Origin of the sequence: Corynebacterium sp. (genome assembly GCF_030530965.1) — a bacterium.
In the GTDB taxonomy this organism is placed as follows: Bacteria; Actinomycetota; Actinomycetes; order Mycobacteriales; family Mycobacteriaceae; genus Corynebacterium.
In genome coordinates, this window is record NZ_JAUMTY010000006.1 from 1 (window position 1) to 20104 (window position 20104).

Genomic DNA, 20104 nt, shown 5'->3' on the forward strand with positions numbered 1-20104 from the left:
ACCGACCAGAATGGAACTCACAAATCACCAGGTCAGAGCGCGTGGCAGATCGAAAACGAAGTGCCCGCTAGAGAAAACTCTCGCAAGACGAGCCCGGGCAGAGATCTCACCGGCAACGACAAAACCCGCCGGGGCTGCAAAACTATGCAACCCTGGCGGGATCATGAGTGCCAGATGATGGATTCGAACCAACGTAGGCAAAGCCGACGGATTTACAATCCGCTCCCTTTGGCCGCTCGGGCAATCTGGCGTGCGCTCAGTTGAACGCGCTGCATACTCTACTACGAATACAGGCCTAGACAGCAAATCACCCCTTCACGCAGGGATTTTGCGGAGGCTAACGACGCGGCTCGCGGGGATTCATACTCCGCGCGCCATCCGGCATCAGCACACACCGTCGTCGCTACCCGACACGCGCCATCGTGAAGCCCAGCAATGCGCGCAAAGCATTCGTCGTCGAGTTATCCGGCAGCGCCTCAAGCGCCTTCAAGGCAGCGTCGGCGTGCTCCTCCACCTTCGCCACCGTCCGCGCCCGCGCATCCGTCGCAGCGATCAAAGCGAGCGCTTCTTCAACGTCGGCATCCGTCGACAAGGGGGAACGAAGCATCTCACGGAGCCGCTGATTCTCTTTCCTGTCGCCCTCCATCGCGTAGAGCATCGGCAAGGTGTGCACGCCCTCGCGCAAGTCCGTGCCCGGCGTCTTCCCCGATTCGCTCGTGTCGGAAAAGATGTCGATCATGTCGTCGACAATTTGGAACACCATGCCCAGGTGCTCCCCGAATGTGGCCAGCGCCTGCTGGATCGGGGCCGGGGTTCCGGCGTGCATCGCCCCAAGAAAGCCCGCGGAACGGATAAGGACCGCGGTTTTCTCGTGGATGACGTTTAGGTAGTGTTCAATCTCATCGCCCGAGGTCGCGCCGATGGTTTCGCGCATTTGGCCCGTGACTAAGTCCCCGAAGGCTTCCGAGAAGTGCTTGACCGTCTTCACACCCAGCGACGCCATCAACCGCGATGCGGCCGACAGAATGAAGTCCCCTGCCAAGATGGCGACCGAGTTATTCCACCGAAAGTTCGCGCTATCGGCGCCGCGACGTTTCTCAGCCTCGTCCATCACATCGTCGTGGTAGAGCGTCGCCAGGTGGGTCATTTCGACGACGATGGCGGCCTTGATGACGTCGTCGCACCCCGGCCTCTCGCCGTAACGGGACGCGAGCAGGGCAAACATGGGACGGACGCGCTTCCCCCCGGCCAGCGCCAAGTGCTTGACCTTGTCGGTCACGAACGATGCGCCCTGATCCAACTCACGGATAAGCAGTTTCTCGCATTTTTCCATCCCGTCGGCCACAAAGGAATTCAATTCGTCGTCGCCGAGGTCAATACTGGACTCCACACTACGGGAATCCAGGCCGGTAACCTCGCCTCTCACGGCGTCGACACTGGATTCCACAGCACTGCTCTGTCCGCTGGTCATCGCACGATCCTCGTTCGTTGGGCATGGGTAGATGGTCACGAGCACGCGCTGCGTGTAGGGCCCGGCAATCGGGTACGACGCAGCACGCACGAGCACGATGGTGGCTCGCAGCCGTCTAAAACAACGTGCCTAGCCTATCGCACAAAAACAAACCCACAGATATGGGCCGTCGGCACCTTGGGGTTTCGTCGGGGTTTTATCGCGGTTTTGTCGCGCTGTGGAGGGCCACGATGCCGCCGGTCAAGTTCCTCCAGCCGACCTCTTTCCAGCCCGCAGACTGGATGATCCGCGCTAAAGTCTCCTGGTCAGGCCACGCGCGAATGGACTCCGCCAGGTACACGTACGACTCCGGATCCGATGACACAATTTTCGCCACCGCCGGCAGCGCCCGCATCAAGTACTCCGTGTAGATCGTCGAGAACACGGGGATCACCGGCGTTGAAAACTCGCACACCGTTAAGCGCCCACCTGGCTTGACGACGCGGGCCATCTCGCGGAGCCCAGCGGCCGTATCCCCGAAATTCCTGAGGCCGAAGGAAATGGTGGCAGCGTCGAAAGTGTTATCGGCGAAGGGCAGGTTAAGGCCGTCACCTGCGACTAAAGGCACGTTCCGATGGCGCCCGGCCTTCAACATACCCAGGGAAAAGTCGCACCCCACCACGAGCGCGCCGGACTTGGATAGTTCCGCTGTGGATACACCGGTCCCGGCGGCGAGGTCCACGACTTTCTCACCGGGCTTCGGATCGAGCCGCTTGCGCGTTGCTTTTCGCCACAGCGTGTCGATCCCGCCGGTCAGCACGGTGTTAGTTAGGTCATATTTCTTGCCGACGGCATCGAACATGCGCGCCACTTCACGGGGTTTCTTTTCCAACGTCGCTCTAGCCACGAGGCCCCAGAGTACCCGGTGAGCCCGCTGCGACGGGAGCTGCACTCCCCAACCTTGTGGCTACGCGTACCGGTGCTCGCGCTCCGCGCGCCACCTCTCCAGCAGCGTCGGCCGGATTTCTTGCCCCATCGGGGACTCAATCGCCGCCTCATAGTGCCCCATGAGCTCGTCACCAAGGCACTCCCACGTGCGCTTTTTCACGGAGTTTCGGGCAGCGACACATCGATCGTGATAGCCATCCGGTTCGAGCAGGCGATCAACCGCCGCAGGGAGGTCCTGCTCGAAGGACTCCACGGGCAATAATTCACCATCGACGCCGTCGTCAATGAGGTCAATGGGCCCACCGGCTCTCGGCCCAATGGTGGGCACCCCGGACGCCAGCGACTCTTGAACAGCCTGGCAGAACGTCTCGTATTCACCTGGGTGGACGAAGAGGTCCAAGGAGGCATACACCTCCGCCAGGTCCTCCCCGTATTTCGCGCCGGTGAAGATCGCGCGTGGCAGCAACTCACGCAATTCTTGGCTGTCCGGCCCGTCGCCGGTGATCACGAGCTGGATATCGTCGCGGTCCTGCAGAGCAGCCAATCGGTACACGGATTTTTCCGCCGCCAAGCGCCCGACGTAGCCGACGATTTTCTGCCCATTTGGGGCCCATTGCCGACGCAGCGCGTCCGACCTCTTCGTCGGAGAGAAAAGCTCAATATCGACGCCGCGCGCCCAGTGGTACACGTCTCTAATCTTGTGGTGGCGGAGTTCCTGAATGGTTACCGACGACGGAGCGAGCGTCCGTGAGCAGGCGTTATGCACTGTCCGTGTCCACTGCCACGCGGCCGAGGCCAGCGGTTTCATGTGGTAATTATTCGCAAACCCGGCCACATCCGTTTGGTAGATGGCAACCGTCGGAATCCCCAGTTGAGCTGCACCGAACGCACCCGCGGCACCCAACACGAACGGACTCGCCGCGTGAACCACGTCGGGCTTGTACTTGCGTAGAGCCCGCTTGACAGTCGGCGTCGGCACCCCAATGGGGAGTGAGTCGATCAGCGGAACCTGAACGGTGGGAACGCGGGCAATGGGGAAACCCGCGTAGTCCGGGCATTCATCTTGAACCTCGCGAGCGCCCGGCGCGATGACTAGTGCGTCGTGGCCGTGGCGGTCGCAGTATTCCAAGACCCGGAGAATTGAGTTAGTGACACCGTTGATGTTTGGAAGAAATGATTCTGCAACAATTGCAATGCGCATACGACTTCTTCTCTTCCTCAATTCCCCGCGATAATGCGGTTATTTTTGCCGATAAGAAATGCTGTTTTATGCTGCCGGTCATCTATCTCGGTGGCCATTGTATAAATTTTTCTTCCGTTCGGCGCGTCGGTTAATCAACGCTATTGCTCCCATCGACAGCGCGACCGTCACGATAAATGTCGAAACCGCTGGTAGAAGGGATAATGTCCAGGTTCTTCCTTGAACTCGAACAATGTCGGGGTGGCTGTGGGAATACTCCACCCACACTTTCTGGCCATCGTGCAATCCGCCGGGATATAAAACTCCCGTGTTGGGGGAATGGAATTCTCCGGAGCTATCCCGAAATGAAATTGCTGTGCGCAACAGACCGACGTGGTTCACCGTGGCGATGGCGGTTTCTTTATCTTTGTGCAGCTTAATGTCGTTATAGACTGGCCCGGCGACGAGCGTGGCGCAGACCAGAGTCATCAGTAACGCGATTAATGCGACGACCTGGCGGCATCGGCGGGCCACAGTATCGATCCTTGCTTCAGCATCACCGCGAGACAATGTCCGACGGGGACTCCGCGGCTTGTCGCCGTGAGGTTTCTGATCCCCGTGAGGTGTGGGTTCGTTACCCGCGTTCATGTTGTGGGTTGTCGTCGCGTTCACTCCGATACTCACCTCCCGGCCGTCGTGCCCTGGTCATTATCTGTTTTCATATGCTTATCGTTGTGCTGTTCTGCTGCCGTGCTTGGCATCGCTGCTGCGTTTGGCGTTACTGCGCTTGACTCCTGTGCAGAACAGCAACGCGTCCTTCCAGGGATTCTACGGTCTGACGCCGATGTGCACGGTCGCATACAGCTTCAATCACCGTAATCCCTTCGTACGGTTCATATTGATCGCGTACTTGATCGCGTTGATCGCCACTCCCCGAACGAGTGGCCCCAGCATCATTAAGCGGCATCCCCTCGGCATGGCTTTCCAGCAGGGTGACCAGCTCTTCCGCAGTGTCAGCCCTCCGGTACGCCATGCCGAAAGCGTCGCATATCGACTTAATATCCGCCTCGTGGTGAGTCGCCATGACGCGCTCGAAATGGCTGCGGAGCTCCGGCTTCCCAGGCTCCAGGGCCTCGAAAATGCCTCCACCCTGGTCATTCGCCACAACGATCAGCAGGTTCGACGGCCGCGGTTCCGACGCCGCCACGTTCAGGCCGGTCGCGTCGTGAAGGAAAGTCAGGTCCCCGGCCAGCGCCACGGTTCGCGGTGCACTCACACTGTCGGGCTGGGCGGCTTGCCGTGAGAGCGCGACGCCGATAGCCGTCGATAAGAAACCATCAATTCCCGACGCCCCACGGTTGGAGTACATCTCGACCCCATCAAACGGAGCGCCGACGAGCGACAGGTCGCGCACCGGATTCGATGCCCCCACTACGAGCGCATCGCCGACGTGAACAGAATCTGCGACGGCGGCGGCGACCGTCAACCCGGTCATCCGATGGAGGGCGGAGGACTCCGAGGGTGCGGAAGACTGCGCATCGGCGGGCGACGTGGACGGCTCCGTGGCGGAGTCCTCCACGGGTTCGGCAACCTCAGAAGGCACAGCGAGGTCGTCCAGGAGGATCACCTCGCGCACGGCGTCGGCAGCGGCCTGATCCACCGACCGGCAGTGATCCACCCATTGCCGGCTTTGTGGCGCAAGGTCGATCGTCGTCGCGACTTCCCCGGCCATGTGCGCGACATCCGGGTAATCGCCGGGGTTATCCGCGATAACCGTGATCGGAATATCCGGCCTGGCCAGGAGTTTTGAGACATCCCGGTGCAGGGTCGGCCGGCCCGTCACCACCACGTGGTCGGGCGACAACAGCGACAACGCCAGAGGATGGATAGGCACATCGGGCACTGCGGCGGTGGGCTCGGCGATCGTCGGTACCCCGCGGAGCGCGTCAACATGCGGCGCATTATGCCCAGCAATGTGAAGAACTCGCGGCGAGGTCACCGTCGCGCGCCCGATGAAACGCGTCCAACTTCCTCCATCCGGTCGGCCCAACCGGTGCGCAGACTGGGCAGCCTCACGGAGCTGGTCGTCGTCCGTCGGCACTAATGGGTTATCGAAGGGCACATCAATGTGCACCGGGCCGCGGAAGGGCAGCTCTACAGCATTGGCGGGGTGAGCGTCCTCGGGGGTCGCAGCCTGCACCTGCATACGCACGCCCGCGGCCGTCGCCGCAACCACCGCCCTATCAACGGCAGCGCGGACCTCCCGATGCATCACATGCCAGGCATCGCTGCGTCGAGTAGCAGTGTCAATCCCCTCCGTCCGCACGGCGGTATCCCGGAAAGCTGACCGCTGATCTACCGTCTGGTTCGCCCCCGTCCCCCACAATGACCAGGGGCGATTCGCCGACAACACCATGAGCGGAAGGTGCGACATCTGCGCTTCCACCATCGCGGGTGCACAATGCGCCACCGCACTTCCCGACGTCATCACCACCGGCACAACGTGGTGGCCACCGGGAATACCTGGGCGATTCCGACGCGGACCGCCCTCGGTCTGCGCCAAGCCCAACGCCAAGAACGCCGCGGTTCGCTCGTCGGTACGCATGTGAAGAGTGATCTCGCCACGTGCCGCGGCTTCGGAGAAGGCCAGCGCCAACGGTGCCGAACGGGAACCCGGGCACACGACCACGTCCTGCACGCCGCAACGGATCAGCTCGTCGACAATAATCGCTGCTGTCATGATGGAGGCAGGAGCACCACCGGAACTACTCATGGAGAACGATCTTTCCACCTTGTTACTCAGCCTTAACCATCAGCCTTAATCGGCCACATTTCCCGGCATGTTTGACGCACCCGACGCACCCGGCACGTGTTTCCACGCCGACGCCAGGCGCTCTTTCCACCACTGCACCCTATCCTCCGGGGCGCGATACTTCGCCAGCGCATCCGGATCGGGAATCCGCGGCTCCACAGCCATCATTCCGTCGACAATGGGTCGTGAATCACCGACATCACCGGCCATCAGAGCACCCGTTGCCAGACCAGCGGGCTGACTATCGACCGCCGACGCCGCGCACAGGCCCGCATACATGCCGACAACCGAATCAATTGCCGACGACACCGTCACGGCCACACCATGCTTGCGCGCTTCCTCCGCCACCGCGATCACGTTGCGCGGACCGCCGAGCGGCGCGGCCTTCACCACGGCAACGTCGATGGCCCCCATGCGTATCGCGCGGTACGGATCCGACGCTTTACGTATGGACTCGTCGGCGGCGATGCGGGCGCTCAGCCCCTCGTCGGCAAGCATGTTCCGCAGGTCAGCGAGATCTTCGAGCCGAGGGCACGGCTGCTCCACGTAGTCCAAGGGCCCGTCACGGAGGAATCGACGAACGGCCTCATGGGCCTCCGCCACGGTCCACCCACCATTGGCGTCGACGCGGATATTGATGTCGGGCCGGGCCTCGCGGACAGCACGAACCCGGGCGCAATCGTCGTCGAGAGTCTGCCCCTTTTCCGCTACCTTCACTTTGACCGTCGAAATGCCCGAGTATCGATCAAGGAGTTCGGGCACGCGGGCGGGGTCGCACGCGGGGATCGTCCCGTTGACCGGCACCCATTCGCGCGACAATGCAGGTGGTCCCACCCAACCCATCTCGAGGGCCGACGCCAACCACATCGCGGACTCGGCCGGACCGTATTCCAGGAAAGCGCCCCACTCGGACCAGCCTTGGGGGCCGTCGATAAGCATGACCTCGCGCTGCATGATTCCGCGGAACCGAATATTCATCGGCAACTGGACAACATGGGCGCGCTCCCAAACCTCATCGAGCGACGGGAGCGATACACCATCCGGCCAGGTCGCGGGCCCAAATGCGGGTCCATTCGCGGCCCCTGACACAGATCCACGCTGGCGGGGGACTTCATGCGACGATGCAGGCCGGGAATCACTATTGGGCAGGTCCATGCGAGACATGACTTCTACCCTAACGGCCGGCCAGACATAACCGTGCGCTGATTGTCAGTATCCTCATCGGTATGTCAGACGAACACTCCGCCACCCATTCCGACACTGACCAGCCCTTCAACCCCGAGCTGTGGAAACCGGTTCCCGGGTTCGAGGACCTCACAGACATTACGTATCACCGCCACATCGGGACCGAGCGCGCCGACGGCATCGTCCGCATCGCGTTCGACCGGCCGGAAGTGCGCAATGCCTTCCGCCCTCACACCGTCGATGAGCTGTACCGAGCGCTGGATCATGCTCGCCGCAGTCCCGACGTCGGCACTGTTTTGTTAACGGGCAATGGTCCGTCGCCGAAGGACGGCGGGTGGGCTTTCTGCTCGGGCGGGGATCAGCGGATTCGCGGCCGTTCCGGGTACCAATACGCCACCGAGCACAATTCCGATGTCGAGCACGCCGACGCGTCGGGCGTCGATACTGCTCGTGCCAAAGCAGAGGGCGGACGGCTCCACATTCTTGAGGTTCAACGGCTGATCCGCACGATGCCGAAGGTGGTGATCGCGCTGGTCAATGGTTGGGCGGCCGGCGGCGGGCATTCCCTGCACGTGGTGTGCGACCTCACGTTGGCCTCGCGCGAGCACGGGTTGTTCAAGCAGACCGACGCCGACGTGGGGTCGTTTGATGCTGGATACGGCTCTGCGTACCTTGCCCAGCAGGTCGGGCAAAAGTTTGCGCGCGAGATCTTCTTCCTCGGACGGACCTACGATGCCGAGACCATGCACCGGATGGGCGCCGTCAATGAAGTCGTCGACCACGCTGAGCTGGAGGATGTTGCCATCGAGTGGGCGCGCGCGATCAATTCCAAGTCCCCGACCGCACAGCGGATGCTGAAGTTTGCGTTCAATCTTGCCGACGATGGCCTTATGGGGCAGCAAGTGTTTGCCGGAGAGGCCACGCGCTTGGCGTACATGACCGACGAAGCGCTGGAGGGCAGGAATTCCTTTCTGGAGAAGCGGCCGCCGCACTGGGACGAGTTCCCTTACTATTACTAACCAAACCTCCCCCATTTGCCACCCCCGGAAAGTTAACGGAATCTTAACGGCGCCGCCACAGTTTGGCTGCTACATAGTCCGGGGAGGATACTTTCGCTGTGACCGAACTGATCATCCTCGTCATAGTGATCGCTACCGCGCTCGCGTTCGACTTCACAAATGGTTTTCACGACACCGCAAACGCAATGGCGACGTCCATTGCCACCGGCGCTCTCACACCAAAAGTCGCAGTCACATTGTCGGCGATCCTCAACCTCATCGGCGCATTCCTCTCCGTCGAGGTGGCAAAAACCGTCGGTAAAGGGATCGTTAATCTCGATCAGTTCAATCTGAGTAGCGAAAGCGACGCGCACAAACTCCTTCTTGTCGTCTTCGCAGGGCTTATAGGCGGCATCGTCTGGAACCTGCTGACCTGGCTGCTCGGAATCCCCTCTAGTTCCTCTCACGCCCTCTTCGGCGGGTTGATCGGCGCCGCGTTCGTATCCCTGGGAATTGGTGGCGTGGCCTGGGCAAACATCCTCGGCAAGATCATCATCCCCGCCTTGGCCGCGCCCTTCGTCGCCGGCGTGGTGTCCGCGTGCGGCACCTGGTTGATCTACCGCATCACCGATAGCGTCGAGGAACACAACAAGAACGACCACTTCCGCATCGGGCAGATCGCCACGGCCTCGCTGGTCTCGCTTGCCCACGGCACCGGTGATGCCCAGAAGACGATGGGCGTCATCTTCCTGGCCCTCGCCGCATACGGCGAAATCGACGCCGACACCCACATGCCTCTGTGGATCATCGCGGCATGTGCCTCCGCCATCGCTTTGGGTACTTACACCGGTGGGTGGCGCGTGATCCGCACCCTGGGCAAAGGGCTCGTCGAAATCGACTCCCCTCAGGGCATGGCAGCAGAAGCCTCCTCAGCTGCAATTATTCTTACTTCTTCGCACGCCGGAATGGCCTTGTCGACGACGCACGTCGCGACCGGATCGATCCTGGGCACCGGCCTGGGGCGTCGAGGCGCGGAGGTCCGCTGGGGAGTTGCCGGCCGCATGGCGACCGCCTGGGTGATCACGCTCCCCTGCGCGGCCATCGTCGGCGCCCTGACCTGGTTGGTTGCCCACCTTGTCGGGCTGGCCACCACCGACTTCATCGGCGTTGTGGCGGCCTTCGCCATCCTGGTGACCTTGGCTGGCTACATCTACCACCAGTCCCGCAAGAACAAAGTGTCCTCCCACAACGTCAACGCAGAGTGGGACGAGCACTCCAACTCCGTTATTCCCGCTGAAGAGCGAAAGGTCGCCCGGTAATGTCTACCCTCCATTCACTCCTCACTGTCCTCGTCGTCGCGCTGGTTTTAGGGGCTGGGCTTCCCACCCTGTTCTCCCTCGGTGTTCGCCTTGATGCTGCCGGCTCCGCGGAAGGGCAGCACACCAAGGGAATAAGCCACATTTTGGCGTGGGTGATCTACGCGCTCTGCCTGGCAGTCATCATCGCCGGGGTGCTGTGGATTACCAACGCAACAATCGCTCACTACACAGGTATCAACATTTACGGCACGTCCGGCGGACACTAAAGGACCCTAGAGATGAGCACTGGTTCACACCCCACCTCAGAATCCACCCCGAACCGAAGATCCACCACCAACCCCGACGCCACTGAGAAAGACCACGCCCCAACTGGGACTTTTTCAGCGGCAACCCAACGAGCCATCGACGAACAACGAGAGCTGGAACATAAACACTGGCTGCTCCGTTTCATTGAGTGGTTACGCGTTGGATATCCAGCAGCTGTTCCCGACGGTGACGCCGGTGCGATCATGTACGTCCTCAAGCAAGATCTACGCGAAGAGGATATTGACCGCATAGCTGCGACCATCGTCGCTAAGCAGGATGCCCACCGTGACCAGGGAAAACCTATTACCGAGCAGGAAATTCACCGCTACATTGAGACGACAATGTCTCAAACGCCGACGGAGGACGATCTTGCCCGCGTGAGGGCAAAACTCCATGATGGCGGTTTCGACGTCGCTGGTGCCTAAGGCGCGAATCCAGGGACGCATGTGACTGAAGTCCATTTTTGTCTATCACAGTGACAGGATTTCCTACGAAATTTGAGGGTGTAGTCAATGCTTGACTACCCCAACAATTTCATCTAGAGTGCTTTTTATCTAATTTCACACGTAGGGCACCTTCACCCGACGGTTCCAACCGGAAGTCTTAGCTGACGGCTTCACTTGATACCTTCAAGCGACGTTTTCGGCAGACGCACCAAGCAGCGTTTGGGCCGGTAACGCCGGATAAAGAGGCTCGCGTACCACGCTTTTGGGAACCCGCATACGACCTCATAAAGGAGGGGAAGAAAATGGCAAGCAGCATCATGCGTTTCATCAACTGGCTTCGCATCAGCGACCAACAATTCACCCCTGTGGACGTCGTTGGCCGTGTACATTCGGAGCATGACGGCCGTTCAGCGGTTGCACTTGCTGAGCCCGTTACCAAGACGAAGACTGCCGACGTGGTTAATCTCCTCGTCACCGAAGGGCACATTCCATCAACGGCTGCAGACGCGGCACAAGCTTTCTACGCTGTTCACCAGCGTAAAGCCACCCGCGAAGAGATTCACACCATCTTCGTCACGCTTGATAGCCTCGGCTTCATCGCCGACTAACACTTCACCCAGCCACTGGTTCACCCCGGTGGCTGGGTTTTCTCTTGCCCCTCACTACACTGCCTCACCGTGAATACTCGGCCACTGGTACCACTGCCCATCCCAGCAAACGCCACAGTTGCCGACCTATATCCCCAGCTAGAACAAGCTTTAAACGGTGAGGCCTCGCTGCTGCCTCTCCCTGCTAAGGACCCTGACCGGGCGACGCTCCTGCGCGACGTCATGCGGGCCGGCGAACCCATCGACGCCTCCATCGCATTCATTCTGTCCACGTCAGGATCCACCGGTGTTCCCAAAGGCGCCCAACTCAGCACGGCCGCGCTTGCCGCATCGGCGTCGGCAACCGAACAAGTCCTCAGCGGACCCGGACAATGGCTACTCGCCCTACCCCCCGACCACGTCGCCGGACTACAAGTCCTCCTACGGTCCCTAGCAGCGGGCTACGAACCAGTGCTCATGGACATCACCCAACCGTTTACGCCGGGTGCTTTTATCGACGCGATCCACCGAATGACCGGGCCACGACGATACTGTTCTCTGGTTCCGACGCAGGTCAGACGGTTAATTCAGGCGCTCGGAACTGGAAACGCGGGCGGAACGGGCAGCGCTAGTGGCAAGGGTGGCTACTCCCCCGTGACGATTATTGAAGCGGTCGGGAGTTTGGACGGCATCCTCGTCGGCGGAGCACCGCTGAGTCCTTCGCTGCGGAAAAAGTGCACGGATGTGGGGTGGACGATAATTACCACCTACGGATCCTCGGAAACCGCTGGTGGAATGGTGTACGACGGGACGCCGCTCCCTGGTACGTCGGTGAAGATCCAGCCTCTTGGGGCTGACGACGAGGGACGGGTGCTTCTCGGCGGGCCGACCCTGGCCACGGGGTATCGCAATGCCGACGACCTTTTCGGATCGTCGCCTCAGGCTGCATCGTCCGGGGAGCGCGTGGAGAACTCCAACCCCTTCGTCGATGGGTGGTTTGTGACCGATGACATCGGGACGATACACAATGGAAAACTAGAGATTCTGGGCCGGTACGACCAAGCCATCAACACGGGAGGCCTGAAAGTCCTGCCGGAGGTCGTTGAATCCGCAGCTCGGCGGGCGGGTTACGCTGACTGCGCCGTGCTGGGCATCCCCTCGGCGGAATGGGGCGAAAGCGTGTGTTTAGTGATCGAACGAGCGCGGGAGAACACGCCGTACTTCCTCGACCGCGAGGAAACGCGACAAATTAGAAAGCAACTTGACCTTCCCTCCTACGCCCTACCAACCTCGATCGCGATTGTTAAGGAGATTCCACTGCGCGGACCAGGGAAAACGGACCGCCACGCACTGCGGCAGATCCTCAGTACCGCGGAACACTGCTGAGTGCCACGCGACACTAGCGCGTTATAACGCGCTGGCCTGCTTCAGCGCCGCGATGTCGTCGTCGGTGTACACACGGCTGGCCTGCACATCATTGCCACCCATCCACACATTGCGAACAACTAGAGCCGCGTTGAACTGCGTCGTCGGCACGACCGCGAAATTCCGCTGTTGGCCGAAAACTTGCCTCACCTTGGTGCCCGACCGGACCGCGCACGCGTGCAGCCAAATGTCGTCAGCCTTCGGAGCGAGGCGTCGGAAAGAATCACCCTGATCCACCACGAACGCCATGAACGGCAGCGGGTAGAGCACCCCGGACACGCCCGTCGCCATATTCGCAATCGACGCCCGGCAGGACTTCACCGCAGGCCAGCGCGCATACGGCGCCAGCGCCCCCTTCTTTACGCAGACCCGGTGCGCCCGATAAGCGATCACATCATGCGGGCTCACATCCGCGCACTCCAGCAAGCGCTCCAGCCACCATTCCGGGTAAATAATGTCGTCATCGGCCGTGGCGACACGCAACGTCAGCAAATCCTCGCTGACTAATTCCGACATTCCCGAATCGCGTGCCGACGCGACACGCTCGCGGAAGAGCGGCCAATACTTCGTGTGCGGCCCAAAACTACCGTCTGAACAGCGGATTTGCAGGCCCCGGTCCACCAGTCGTTGAAGCCGCTCCGGCAGGGGCCGCTCGTAGTCGTCCTTATCAAGCCACAACACGATGGGGGCAGACACCGTCCCCCGGGCCAGCGACTCCAGGGTGTACCACACCTTGTTCACCCGCGGGCCATGCGTCGTCACGGAAATGGTCACCGGGCCGGACTGCGGAATCGGCTTGCCGTCGAACTCGTTGTGGACGCGCAGCGGAATCAGCCGGGCGAGCGTCAGGAAAAAACTGACCACTTGGCCTAAAAAATAACTGACCTGCTGCACGCATAATCCTTCCGTGGTGGAATGAAACGAAAAATTCCCGACACACGAGCCTACCCGGCTCTCCTCCTCAAGCCCGCGATGCGTCACAATAGAACCATGCCCCACACTCCCGACCAGCCCAGCACACCGGACTCATCGTCCTCCGATAACGGCTCCGAGTTCGACGCTCAGACGTCGTCACGACGCACACCTCCGCGCACACCTTCACGCACGGTGACCGCCCACGATTGGCTCGAGGCCGCCCGCCCGCATACCTGGGCCAACGGCTTTGCCCCTGTCATCGCAGGTACGGGGGCCGCAGCGCTCACGGGGCAAGCGTCGATAATACGAGCGATCCTTGCGGCGATCGTTGGCTGGTTTCTGGTTATTGGGGTGAATTATGCCAATGACTACTCGGACGGAATTCGGGGTACCGACGACGACCGCTCCGGGCCGTTCCGGTTGACCGCATCGGGGCTGGTGCAGCCCTATGGCGTGAAGCACGCGGCGTTTGTGGCGTTCGGCGTGGCGGCGCTGGCGGGCCTGATTTTGTGCGCGATCAGTGGGCACTGGTGGCTGATCCTGGTGGGCGTGGCTTGCGTGGTGGCCGCATGGTTCTACACGGGTGGCAAGCACCCCTACGGGTACCGCGGGTTGGGCGAAGTGGCCGTCTTTGTGTTCTTCGGGCTGGTCGCCGTGCTGGGCACGCAGTACACGCAGGCCGACCGTGTTAACTGGGCGGGGGTGGCGATCGCGGTCGCTATCGGCTCGGTCTCAGCGGCGGTGAACTTAGCGAATAACCTGCGCGACATTCCTAGCGACGAAGCCACGGGCAAAATCACTCTGGCTGTGCGTCTGGGGGACCGCGGGAGCCGGACGCTGTGGTGCATTCTCGCGGCCGTGCCTGTTGTGGCGTCGATATTGCTGGCGTTTATTGCGACGCCGTGGGCTCTGATTGGGCTGGTGGCAGCACCGGTTTTGGGGCTGGCTGCGCGACCGATCGTTTCCCACGCCGAGGGGAAAGACCTCATTCCTGTGCTCGGAATGACTGGGCGGGCCATGGTGGTGTGGGCCCTTGTCACTACGCTCGCGCTCTGGTTGGGATAGGTGCGTTGAGGCGCGCGCTTTAAGCGCGAGGCTATTCCCTATTCCCGGTCTTCGAGCTGGCTCTTGATGTATTCCTTGTGGGCGCGACGTTGCTCATTCCACGAGGCCATTTCCGTGGTCACGCGCCTACGCAGCCCCTTAAACAAGAACATGGACAGTGGCAGCGCCACGATCAGAGCCAGAAGGGCGCTAATCATGAGGGGCATCGGCGCGCCCACCAGGTAAGCGCCGTACGCGATCACCACCGTCAGGACGAAGAACAATAACAGCCGGGCCAGCCCATACAGCAGAATGTCCTTCCACGGGCGGGTCGGTTTCTCGGTTGGCTGCGTCGTGTCCTCATTCACGTATGCCAGATTAGCGGTTCAGCCCGGCGCGAGGTCAACTGGACTCGGTCCGGCGTTGATCGTCGCGCGGTTACCGTCGGCAATAAAAAGTCATTTACTCCGTGTCGACGCCGGCTTCGCTATTCGCTAATGCCCACCCGTTGCGTAATTCATCCTCGAAATGTTTACAGTCCTCCCAGGTGGGAAGCCGGTCGTCAACGTCGGCAAGAAGAGGAGCGACGCGATCCTTCTCTGAGAAAATCGGGTCGATCGTGCTGGAGTTAAGCAGTGCCTGGCAATCAATGCCGAGGGCGGGATCCGTTATCCGCACCCCGAACTCGCGCGACGGGTCGTACGCGGTGCTGGTCAGATACGTGGCGACCGTGTTGTCCTCGTGCGCGACAAACCCGTGCCCGATGCCTACGGGAAGGTACACGACGGCGTGATTGTCCTGGTTGAGAGGGACGACGATGTGCTTGCCGTAGGTGCTGGAACCCTTGCGCAGGTCCACGATGATGTCGCTGAGGGCCCCGGCGGGACAGGTCACCATCTTCGCTTGACCTGGGGGAACCTCGGCCAGGTGGATGCCGCGCACGACGCCGCGGGCCGACACACTCATGTTCGCCTGCTCCGGGAAGAACGGGTAGCCGAGGGCTTCGGCGAAATCATCCGCTTTGTACCACTCGTGGAAACTACCCCTCTGATCAGCGTGAACAGTGGGATAGAAGATGAACACTCCCGGGATCGGGGTGGCGACGTACGTTGCGTGCTGGTCGGGTTCCTGAACTTCAAGTCGGGACGTCATGCTCACCAGCCTAGTGGGGTGGTGACGTGGGGTGCGGGGTGGCACGGGTGCCGGGCGGTCGCTTGGTGGATTGGCTGCCGGTTTTATGTGCCCAGTGCAGATGGGTCATCCGTCACGTCCGCCACGCGCGGCGAACGTGCTATCGGCAAGCAACTGACAATCGCCGCTGCTACCAAGAGGACAGACAGAATGAGGGCGGACATGTGTGGGTGACCAGAGAGCGCAGCGAACAAGACCATGCCAAGCGGGGTCCCAGCAGTGAAAACCAGCTGGTCTTTCGTAGCAAACTGATGCACGAGTTCGTCTTTTCCTAGGGACTGCCCCAACGAGTCCCAGGAGACGCCGGCAGAAGTCATAAGTAAGGATGCAACAGCGCCGACCAGGGCAATGACAATAAACACTGGAGAGAAGGCCAGCGCTAAAAGCTGCCCGGCCAAAAACAGCAGCATTAGGAATTGCAAGGTTGTGAAACGGACTCGATCCAGTTTCCTTAAAATCGTGGCGGCTGAGCCTAGCAGTGAACCGATAGCCAGGGCGGTAGCCATGAAGCCCCACGTTTTCTCGTCGAACGAGTTCATGATCCATGTCGGGCCAGCGCTGCCGAGGAAACCGTTGACAAGAGAGGCCACTAGCCATGTACCGAGCCCCACCTGCACCCAACGGGGCAACACCGCGGTGGGCTTCTTTGCGTTGTTTACCTTGGTTTGAGAAGAGGTTGCGTCGGTGCTTGCGGAGTCGGCGTTGTTGGCATGGTCAGCGTGGTCAGCATCGGAAGCCTGTGTAGCTTCCTCAGCTTCATCGGTTCCGGGAGCCTCGTCGGTCGCCGAATTTCTGCGCACCTTAAAGAATGGCAATACGAACAGCATTGCCATCAGAAACGTAGCTCCGTCGATAAGTAATACAGCACGAAAACCCAATGTGATTACCGCTGCAGTGCCGATTAGTGGGCCGGCAATATATAAAACATCACCGAGGATCGACAAGGTCCCGTTAACGCGCGTGCGCTGCGAATCCGTGAACAACAGCGCCAGCAACCCGAAGCGAGCCGGCGTAAAGAACGAAGAGGCGCATCCGTACACGAAACTTGAGACGGCAAACGAGGCAATCGAATCACCCTGGACGAGCACCCAGGCAACTAATCCCCACTGAGCCAGCAGGCGAACAAAGTCGCTACTTAACATCCAACCCACGGGGCGAATTGGCGGCGGCAGTTTGCGCACTACCAAGGAACTGATAAATCGGCCTGACCATAAAGCGATGAGCACCATCGTCAAGCCTCGACCGGAAGAATCTACTCGGTGGGCCTGAAGCGCAAAAGCAATGGGGATCAGCCCGTCGCCTATTCCAGAGATTAATGCGGCTAAAAAGAGGAGCGATAAAGTTGATTTAAACGATAGTTTATTCATCACGCTCCATAATTCTCATTGAATATGGGGGGTGGACAGCAGTTCTTGTTCGAATCCGAACTGCCAAACAATAAACTCATTAAGTGGTTACCTCACTAGAAAAAGTATGAGTACACGCTACAGAGGAGGCTGAGCGCGGATCTTCCACAAAGCTGTTTAAAGAGCACAAAAGGACCTTCAAAAAATGAGATGGCACTATGCTCACCTCATTGTTAAAAGACTCAGCTTTATGGTGACCGTTAAACTCCTTGCCCCTCACAAGAATGGTATTAATACATCTAGCACGAACGATGAGCTATCTAAACGAAGGAAACAAAGTATTAACAAAAGAACACCCTAATTAGGGTTGTTAATTACCTTCGCGCGGCGCACAGGACAAGGTGCCACGAAATGCCTGGTCATGCCCGACCTACCCGATCTCCCTCTCGGTGAGCGCATACTTTTCCTCAGCAGCCTTGGCCGCAACCTCCCACCACGTGTGATTGCTCCGATACCACTCAATCGTCTCGCGCAGACCGTCGGCAAGAGAATAAATTGGCTCCCACCCCAGCTCAGTGCGGAGCCGCGTCGGGTCGATCGCGTACCGACGATCATGACCCGGCCGATCCGTGACATGCACGAAATCGTCGCGCGGCCGGCCAAATGCCTCGAGGAGATCCCCCACGATCTCCAGGTTGGAGCGCTCCCCATCAGCGCCGATAAGAAACGTGCGGCCGTACAGCGCCGGATCGCGGCGGGCAGCGTCGATAATGGTCCACACGGCACTGTTGTGATCGTCCACATGGATCCAATCGCGCACATTCTCGCCGGTGCCATACACGCGTGGCCGTCGCCCGCCAATGAGTCCGATGATCTGCCGCGGGATGAGCTTCTCCGGGTGCTGCCGGGGCCCGTAGTTATTCGAACAATTCGAGATCGTGGCCTTCAGCCCGAAACTGCGCACCCACGCACGAACCATATGATCCGCCGACGCCTTCGACGCAGAATACGGCGACGACGGGCGATACGGCGAACTCTCCGTGAAGCGCTCATCGGAACCGATCGGCAGATCCCCGAACACCTCGTCCGTCGAAATGTGGTGGAGGGGAACGTCGTACTTCACGCACGCCGACGCCACCGTCACCGTGCCCTCGATATTGGTTTTGAGGAACGGCGCCGGATCCCGCAGCGAGTTATCGTTGTGGCTCTCCGCGGCGAAATGCACAACTTGATCGGCCGACTTCACCAGCTTGTCGACGAGGGGTTGGTCGCACACATCGCCGACGACCAGTTCGCAGAGGTCGGAGTCGGGATACGTGGCGGATCCCGCACCTTCGAGGTTGGCGTCGGGCTTTAAGCTCTCCGGATTACCGGCGTAGGTCAACGCGTCGAGGACGACGACTTTCACGTCGGGATAGTGCGCCCGGGTGTAATGAACGAAATTCGAGCCGATGAAACCAGCTCCGCCGGTAACCAAGACAGTGCGCATGGCAAACACCGTACCTCAGCGCCCGGCGCGGCTACTGCATCGCAGCTTCGCGGGCCTCTGCTTCCGCAATCGCGTCCTCATACGTCGGCGTGTCCTCGAGCTCCTTACGGCTAATGCCCTTATCCCCCACCATGCGGTTGATAATCAGAGCGATGGCACCGTCGCCAGTAACATTGCACGCCGTGCCAAACGAGTCGATCGCGATATACGCCGCGATCATGATCGCAACCTCGGAATCCGAAAAGCCCAGCATCGACGAGAGCAACCCCGACGCCGCCATGATCGCGCCACCCGGCACGCCCGGCGCGGCGATCATCGTGATGCCCAGCATCAGCACGAAGCCGATCATCTTCGCCGGCGTCGTGTCTATGTCCGCCATCTGCACAATCGCGAACGCGAACAGCGAAATCTTCATCATCGATCCAGCCAGGTGAATCGTCGCACACAACGGCACCGTGAACCCGGCGACCGTCGGATCGACCCCATTCTTCTTCGAGCACTCGTACGTGACCGGGATGGTCGCGGCCGACGAGGACGTCCCCAGCGCGGTGAGGTACGCCGGGATCATGTTCTTGAACGCGCGCCACGGGTTGATCTTCGCGATACCCCCTGTCACGGAGAACTGCAGCACCAAGAGGATGCCCGTCATGAGGATGGCCAGCACAATGACCTTCGCAAACGACACCAGGGTGTTCGTCAAATTGCCGTTCATACCCATCGACAGGAACATGCCGAAAATGAACGGTGGTAGCAGTGGGATCACGAACTTGCTGATCACGCGCATAATCACGCGCTCGAGGTCCTTCGCGCCCGCGTACAGCGTGTCGCTCTTCACCGCCGTCATGGCCACGCCGATGGTGAACGCCAGCAGCAGGGCCGTCATCACCTCGAACGGCGGCTTCATCTCAATTTCGAAGAACGGCTTGAGCGCGCCGTCGTCGACAGTTTTTGCCTTGAAAAGGTCGTCGCCCTTCAGCAACCACGGATACACTACAGACGCCGTACCAAAGGCGATCAGGCCCGAGAAGATGGTCGAGCCGTATGCGACGCCCGTTGTGATTGCTAACCACTTGCCGGCGCCGCGGCCCAGGCCGGAGATCGCCGGCGTGATCAGCGCGAAGATGAGCACCGGGATGAAGAAGCTCAGGAAGTTGCTGAACAGGCTGTTGTACGTGACGAACACGCGCGCGAGCCAATCCGGGAAGAACAACGAACAAACGATGCCGGCGATGATCGCGATGATGATCTGCCACAAAAGGTTCCCCCGGATGCGCTGGCCGATGGACTTTTTGGGCTGGGTGGTGGTGTCGTCTGGGGTGCTGGTCTTGTTGGCCACTGCTTTGTCGGTCTTGTTGTTTCCCCTAGCACCCTTAGTCCCGTTGGTTTCGCTGGTTTCGCTGGTTTCGCCGTGCGGCGCGCCCGTTGTCGCAGATGATTGAGCTGTGTTGGCCGGGCGGGAACTA

At 60.4% G+C, this 20104-nt stretch carries 19 protein-coding genes and 1 tRNA gene; 7 read left to right on the plus strand and 13 right to left on the minus strand.

Going from position 1 to position 20104, the window contains the following annotated elements:
* Window positions 1-168 precede the first annotated feature (168 nt).
* The 7 genes from Q3981_RS02305 to Q3981_RS02335 all read right to left on the minus strand — a co-directional run bounded on the left by Q3981_RS02305 (window position 169) and on the right by Q3981_RS02335 (window position 7554).
* Window positions 169-250: transfer RNA gene (locus Q3981_RS02305), tRNA-Tyr, on the minus strand.
* 153 nt (window positions 251-403) lie between these two features.
* Window positions 404-1333: a polyprenyl synthetase family protein gene (locus Q3981_RS02310; protein ID WP_237698480.1), complete on the minus strand. Its 930-nt coding sequence runs from the start codon at window positions 1331-1333 to the stop codon at window positions 404-406.
* A 334-nt stretch (window positions 1334-1667) separates the two neighbouring features.
* A complete protein-coding gene (locus tag Q3981_RS02315; protein ID WP_303123476.1) occupies window positions 1668-2357 on the minus strand; it encodes a demethylmenaquinone methyltransferase in 690 nt (229 codons plus the stop codon).
* Between the two features lie 60 nt (window positions 2358-2417).
* Complete coding sequence (locus Q3981_RS02320; RefSeq protein WP_303123478.1) at window positions 2418-3599, minus strand: glycosyltransferase family 1 protein; 1182 nt, start codon at window positions 3597-3599, stop codon at window positions 2418-2420.
* Window positions 3600-3677: 78 nt separating this feature from the next.
* The gene (locus Q3981_RS02325) at window positions 3678-4250 is read right to left on the minus strand and encodes a DUF3592 domain-containing protein (protein ID WP_303123480.1); all 573 of its coding nucleotides are present in this window, start codon (window positions 4248-4250) and stop codon (window positions 3678-3680) included.
* A 106-nt stretch (window positions 4251-4356) separates the two neighbouring features.
* Window positions 4357-6351: a 2-succinyl-5-enolpyruvyl-6-hydroxy-3-cyclohexene-1-carboxylic-acid synthase gene (menD, locus tag Q3981_RS02330; protein WP_303123483.1), complete on the minus strand. Its 1995-nt coding sequence runs from the start codon at window positions 6349-6351 to the stop codon at window positions 4357-4359.
* 45 nt (window positions 6352-6396) lie between these two features.
* Window positions 6397-7554 carry an o-succinylbenzoate synthase gene (locus Q3981_RS02335; protein ID WP_368410049.1) on the minus strand — a complete coding sequence of 386 codons (1158 nt, stop codon included), beginning with the start codon at window positions 7552-7554 and terminating at the stop codon, window positions 6397-6399.
* Window positions 7555-7616: 62 nt separating this feature from the next.
* On the opposite strand from Q3981_RS02335, the gene Q3981_RS02340 reads away from it, so the two are divergent.
* The 6 genes from Q3981_RS02340 (at window position 7617) to Q3981_RS02365 (ending at window position 12617) form a co-directional block, all read left to right on the plus strand.
* Window positions 7617-8594 (plus strand): 1,4-dihydroxy-2-naphthoyl-CoA synthase, encoded by a 978-nt coding sequence (locus Q3981_RS02340; protein ID WP_303123487.1) that lies wholly within the window; start codon window positions 7617-7619, stop codon window positions 8592-8594.
* Between the two features lie 98 nt (window positions 8595-8692).
* A complete protein-coding gene (locus tag Q3981_RS02345; protein WP_303123489.1) occupies window positions 8693-9892 on the plus strand; it encodes an inorganic phosphate transporter in 1200 nt (399 codons plus the stop codon).
* Window positions 9892-10158 (plus strand): hypothetical protein, encoded by a 267-nt coding sequence (locus Q3981_RS02350; protein WP_221913234.1) that lies wholly within the window; start codon window positions 9892-9894, stop codon window positions 10156-10158. Before Q3981_RS02345 ends, Q3981_RS02350 begins: the two co-directional genes overlap by 1 nt.
* 12 nt (window positions 10159-10170) lie before the next feature.
* Window positions 10171-10623 carry a DUF3349 domain-containing protein gene (locus tag Q3981_RS02355; protein WP_303123492.1) on the plus strand — a complete coding sequence of 151 codons (453 nt, stop codon included), beginning with the start codon at window positions 10171-10173 and terminating at the stop codon, window positions 10621-10623.
* 323 nt (window positions 10624-10946) lie between these two features.
* The gene (locus Q3981_RS02360) at window positions 10947-11252 is read left to right on the plus strand and encodes a hypothetical protein (protein WP_012732494.1); all 306 of its coding nucleotides are present in this window, start codon (window positions 10947-10949) and stop codon (window positions 11250-11252) included.
* Window positions 11253-11321: 69 nt separating this feature from the next.
* Window positions 11322-12617: an AMP-binding protein gene (locus Q3981_RS02365; RefSeq protein ID WP_303123497.1), complete on the plus strand. Its 1296-nt coding sequence runs from the start codon at window positions 11322-11324 to the stop codon at window positions 12615-12617.
* A 21-nt stretch (window positions 12618-12638) separates the two neighbouring features.
* On the opposite strand, the gene Q3981_RS02370 is transcribed toward Q3981_RS02365, so the two are convergent.
* Window positions 12639-13550 (minus strand): glycosyltransferase, encoded by a 912-nt coding sequence (locus tag Q3981_RS02370; RefSeq protein WP_303123499.1) that lies wholly within the window; start codon window positions 13548-13550, stop codon window positions 12639-12641.
* A 96-nt stretch (window positions 13551-13646) separates the two neighbouring features.
* Between Q3981_RS02370 and Q3981_RS02375 the strand changes: the two genes are divergently transcribed.
* On the plus strand, window positions 13647-14636 hold the full coding sequence (locus tag Q3981_RS02375) for a 1,4-dihydroxy-2-naphthoate polyprenyltransferase (protein ID WP_303123501.1): 990 nt from the start codon (window positions 13647-13649) through the stop codon (window positions 14634-14636).
* 38 nt (window positions 14637-14674) lie between these two features.
* On the opposite strand, the gene Q3981_RS02380 is transcribed toward Q3981_RS02375, so the two are convergent.
* The 5 genes from Q3981_RS02380 to Q3981_RS02400 form a co-directional block, all read right to left on the minus strand.
* Entirely contained in the window at window positions 14675-14983 is a 309-nt protein-coding gene (locus tag Q3981_RS02380) for a DUF4229 domain-containing protein (protein ID WP_046203210.1), read from the minus strand.
* Between the two features lie 94 nt (window positions 14984-15077).
* Complete coding sequence (locus Q3981_RS02385; RefSeq protein WP_303123505.1) at window positions 15078-15767, minus strand: dTDP-4-dehydrorhamnose 3,5-epimerase family protein; 690 nt, start codon at window positions 15765-15767, stop codon at window positions 15078-15080.
* Window positions 15768-15850: 83 nt separating this feature from the next.
* Window positions 15851-17173 carry an MFS transporter gene (locus tag Q3981_RS02390; RefSeq protein WP_303123507.1) on the minus strand — a complete coding sequence of 441 codons (1323 nt, stop codon included), beginning with the start codon at window positions 17171-17173 and terminating at the stop codon, window positions 15851-15853.
* Window positions 17174-17582: 409 nt separating this feature from the next.
* Window positions 17583-18641 carry a dTDP-glucose 4,6-dehydratase gene (gene rfbB, locus Q3981_RS02395; protein WP_303123509.1) on the minus strand — a complete coding sequence of 353 codons (1059 nt, stop codon included), beginning with the start codon at window positions 18639-18641 and terminating at the stop codon, window positions 17583-17585.
* 31 nt (window positions 18642-18672) lie between these two features.
* The gene (locus tag Q3981_RS02400; RefSeq protein ID WP_303123597.1) at window positions 18673-19923 is read right to left on the minus strand and encodes a dicarboxylate/amino acid:cation symporter; all 1251 of its coding nucleotides are present in this window, start codon (window positions 19921-19923) and stop codon (window positions 18673-18675) included.
* Window positions 19924-20104: the final 181 nt, after the last annotated feature.

What these genes read in the sequence shown, in the direction of transcription:
- Q3981_RS02385 (WP_303123505.1), bottom strand. Translation starts at nt 15,767, where the DNA reads ATGACGTCCCGACTTGAAGTTCAGGAACCCGACCAGCACGCAACGTAC.
- Q3981_RS02390 (WP_303123507.1), bottom strand. Translation starts at nt 17,173, where the DNA reads ATGAATAAACTATCGTTTAAATCAACTTTATCGCTCCTCTTTTTAGCC.
- rfbB (WP_303123509.1), bottom strand. Translation starts at nt 18,641, where the DNA reads ATGCGCACTGTCTTGGTTACCGGCGGAGCTGGTTTCATCGGCTCGAAT.
- Q3981_RS02335 (WP_368410049.1), bottom strand. Translation starts at nt 7,554, where the DNA reads ATGTCTCGCATGGACCTGCCCAATAGTGATTCCCGGCCTGCATCGTCG.
- Q3981_RS02310 (WP_237698480.1), bottom strand. Translation starts at nt 1,333, where the DNA reads ATGGAAAAATGCGAGAAACTGCTTATCCGTGAGTTGGATCAGGGCGCA.
- Q3981_RS02355 (WP_303123492.1), top strand. Translation starts at nt 10,171, where the DNA reads ATGAGCACTGGTTCACACCCCACCTCAGAATCCACCCCGAACCGAAGA.
- Q3981_RS02360 (WP_012732494.1), top strand. Translation starts at nt 10,947, where the DNA reads ATGGCAAGCAGCATCATGCGTTTCATCAACTGGCTTCGCATCAGCGAC.
- Q3981_RS02350 (WP_221913234.1), top strand. Translation starts at nt 9,892, where the DNA reads ATGTCTACCCTCCATTCACTCCTCACTGTCCTCGTCGTCGCGCTGGTT.
- Q3981_RS02320 (WP_303123478.1), bottom strand. Translation starts at nt 3,599, where the DNA reads ATGCGCATTGCAATTGTTGCAGAATCATTTCTTCCAAACATCAACGGT.
- menD (WP_303123483.1), bottom strand. Translation starts at nt 6,351, where the DNA reads ATGAGTAGTTCCGGTGGTGCTCCTGCCTCCATCATGACAGCAGCGATT.
- Q3981_RS02375 (WP_303123501.1), top strand. Translation starts at nt 13,647, where the DNA reads ATGCCCCACACTCCCGACCAGCCCAGCACACCGGACTCATCGTCCTCC.
- Q3981_RS02340 (WP_303123487.1), top strand. Translation starts at nt 7,617, where the DNA reads ATGTCAGACGAACACTCCGCCACCCATTCCGACACTGACCAGCCCTTC.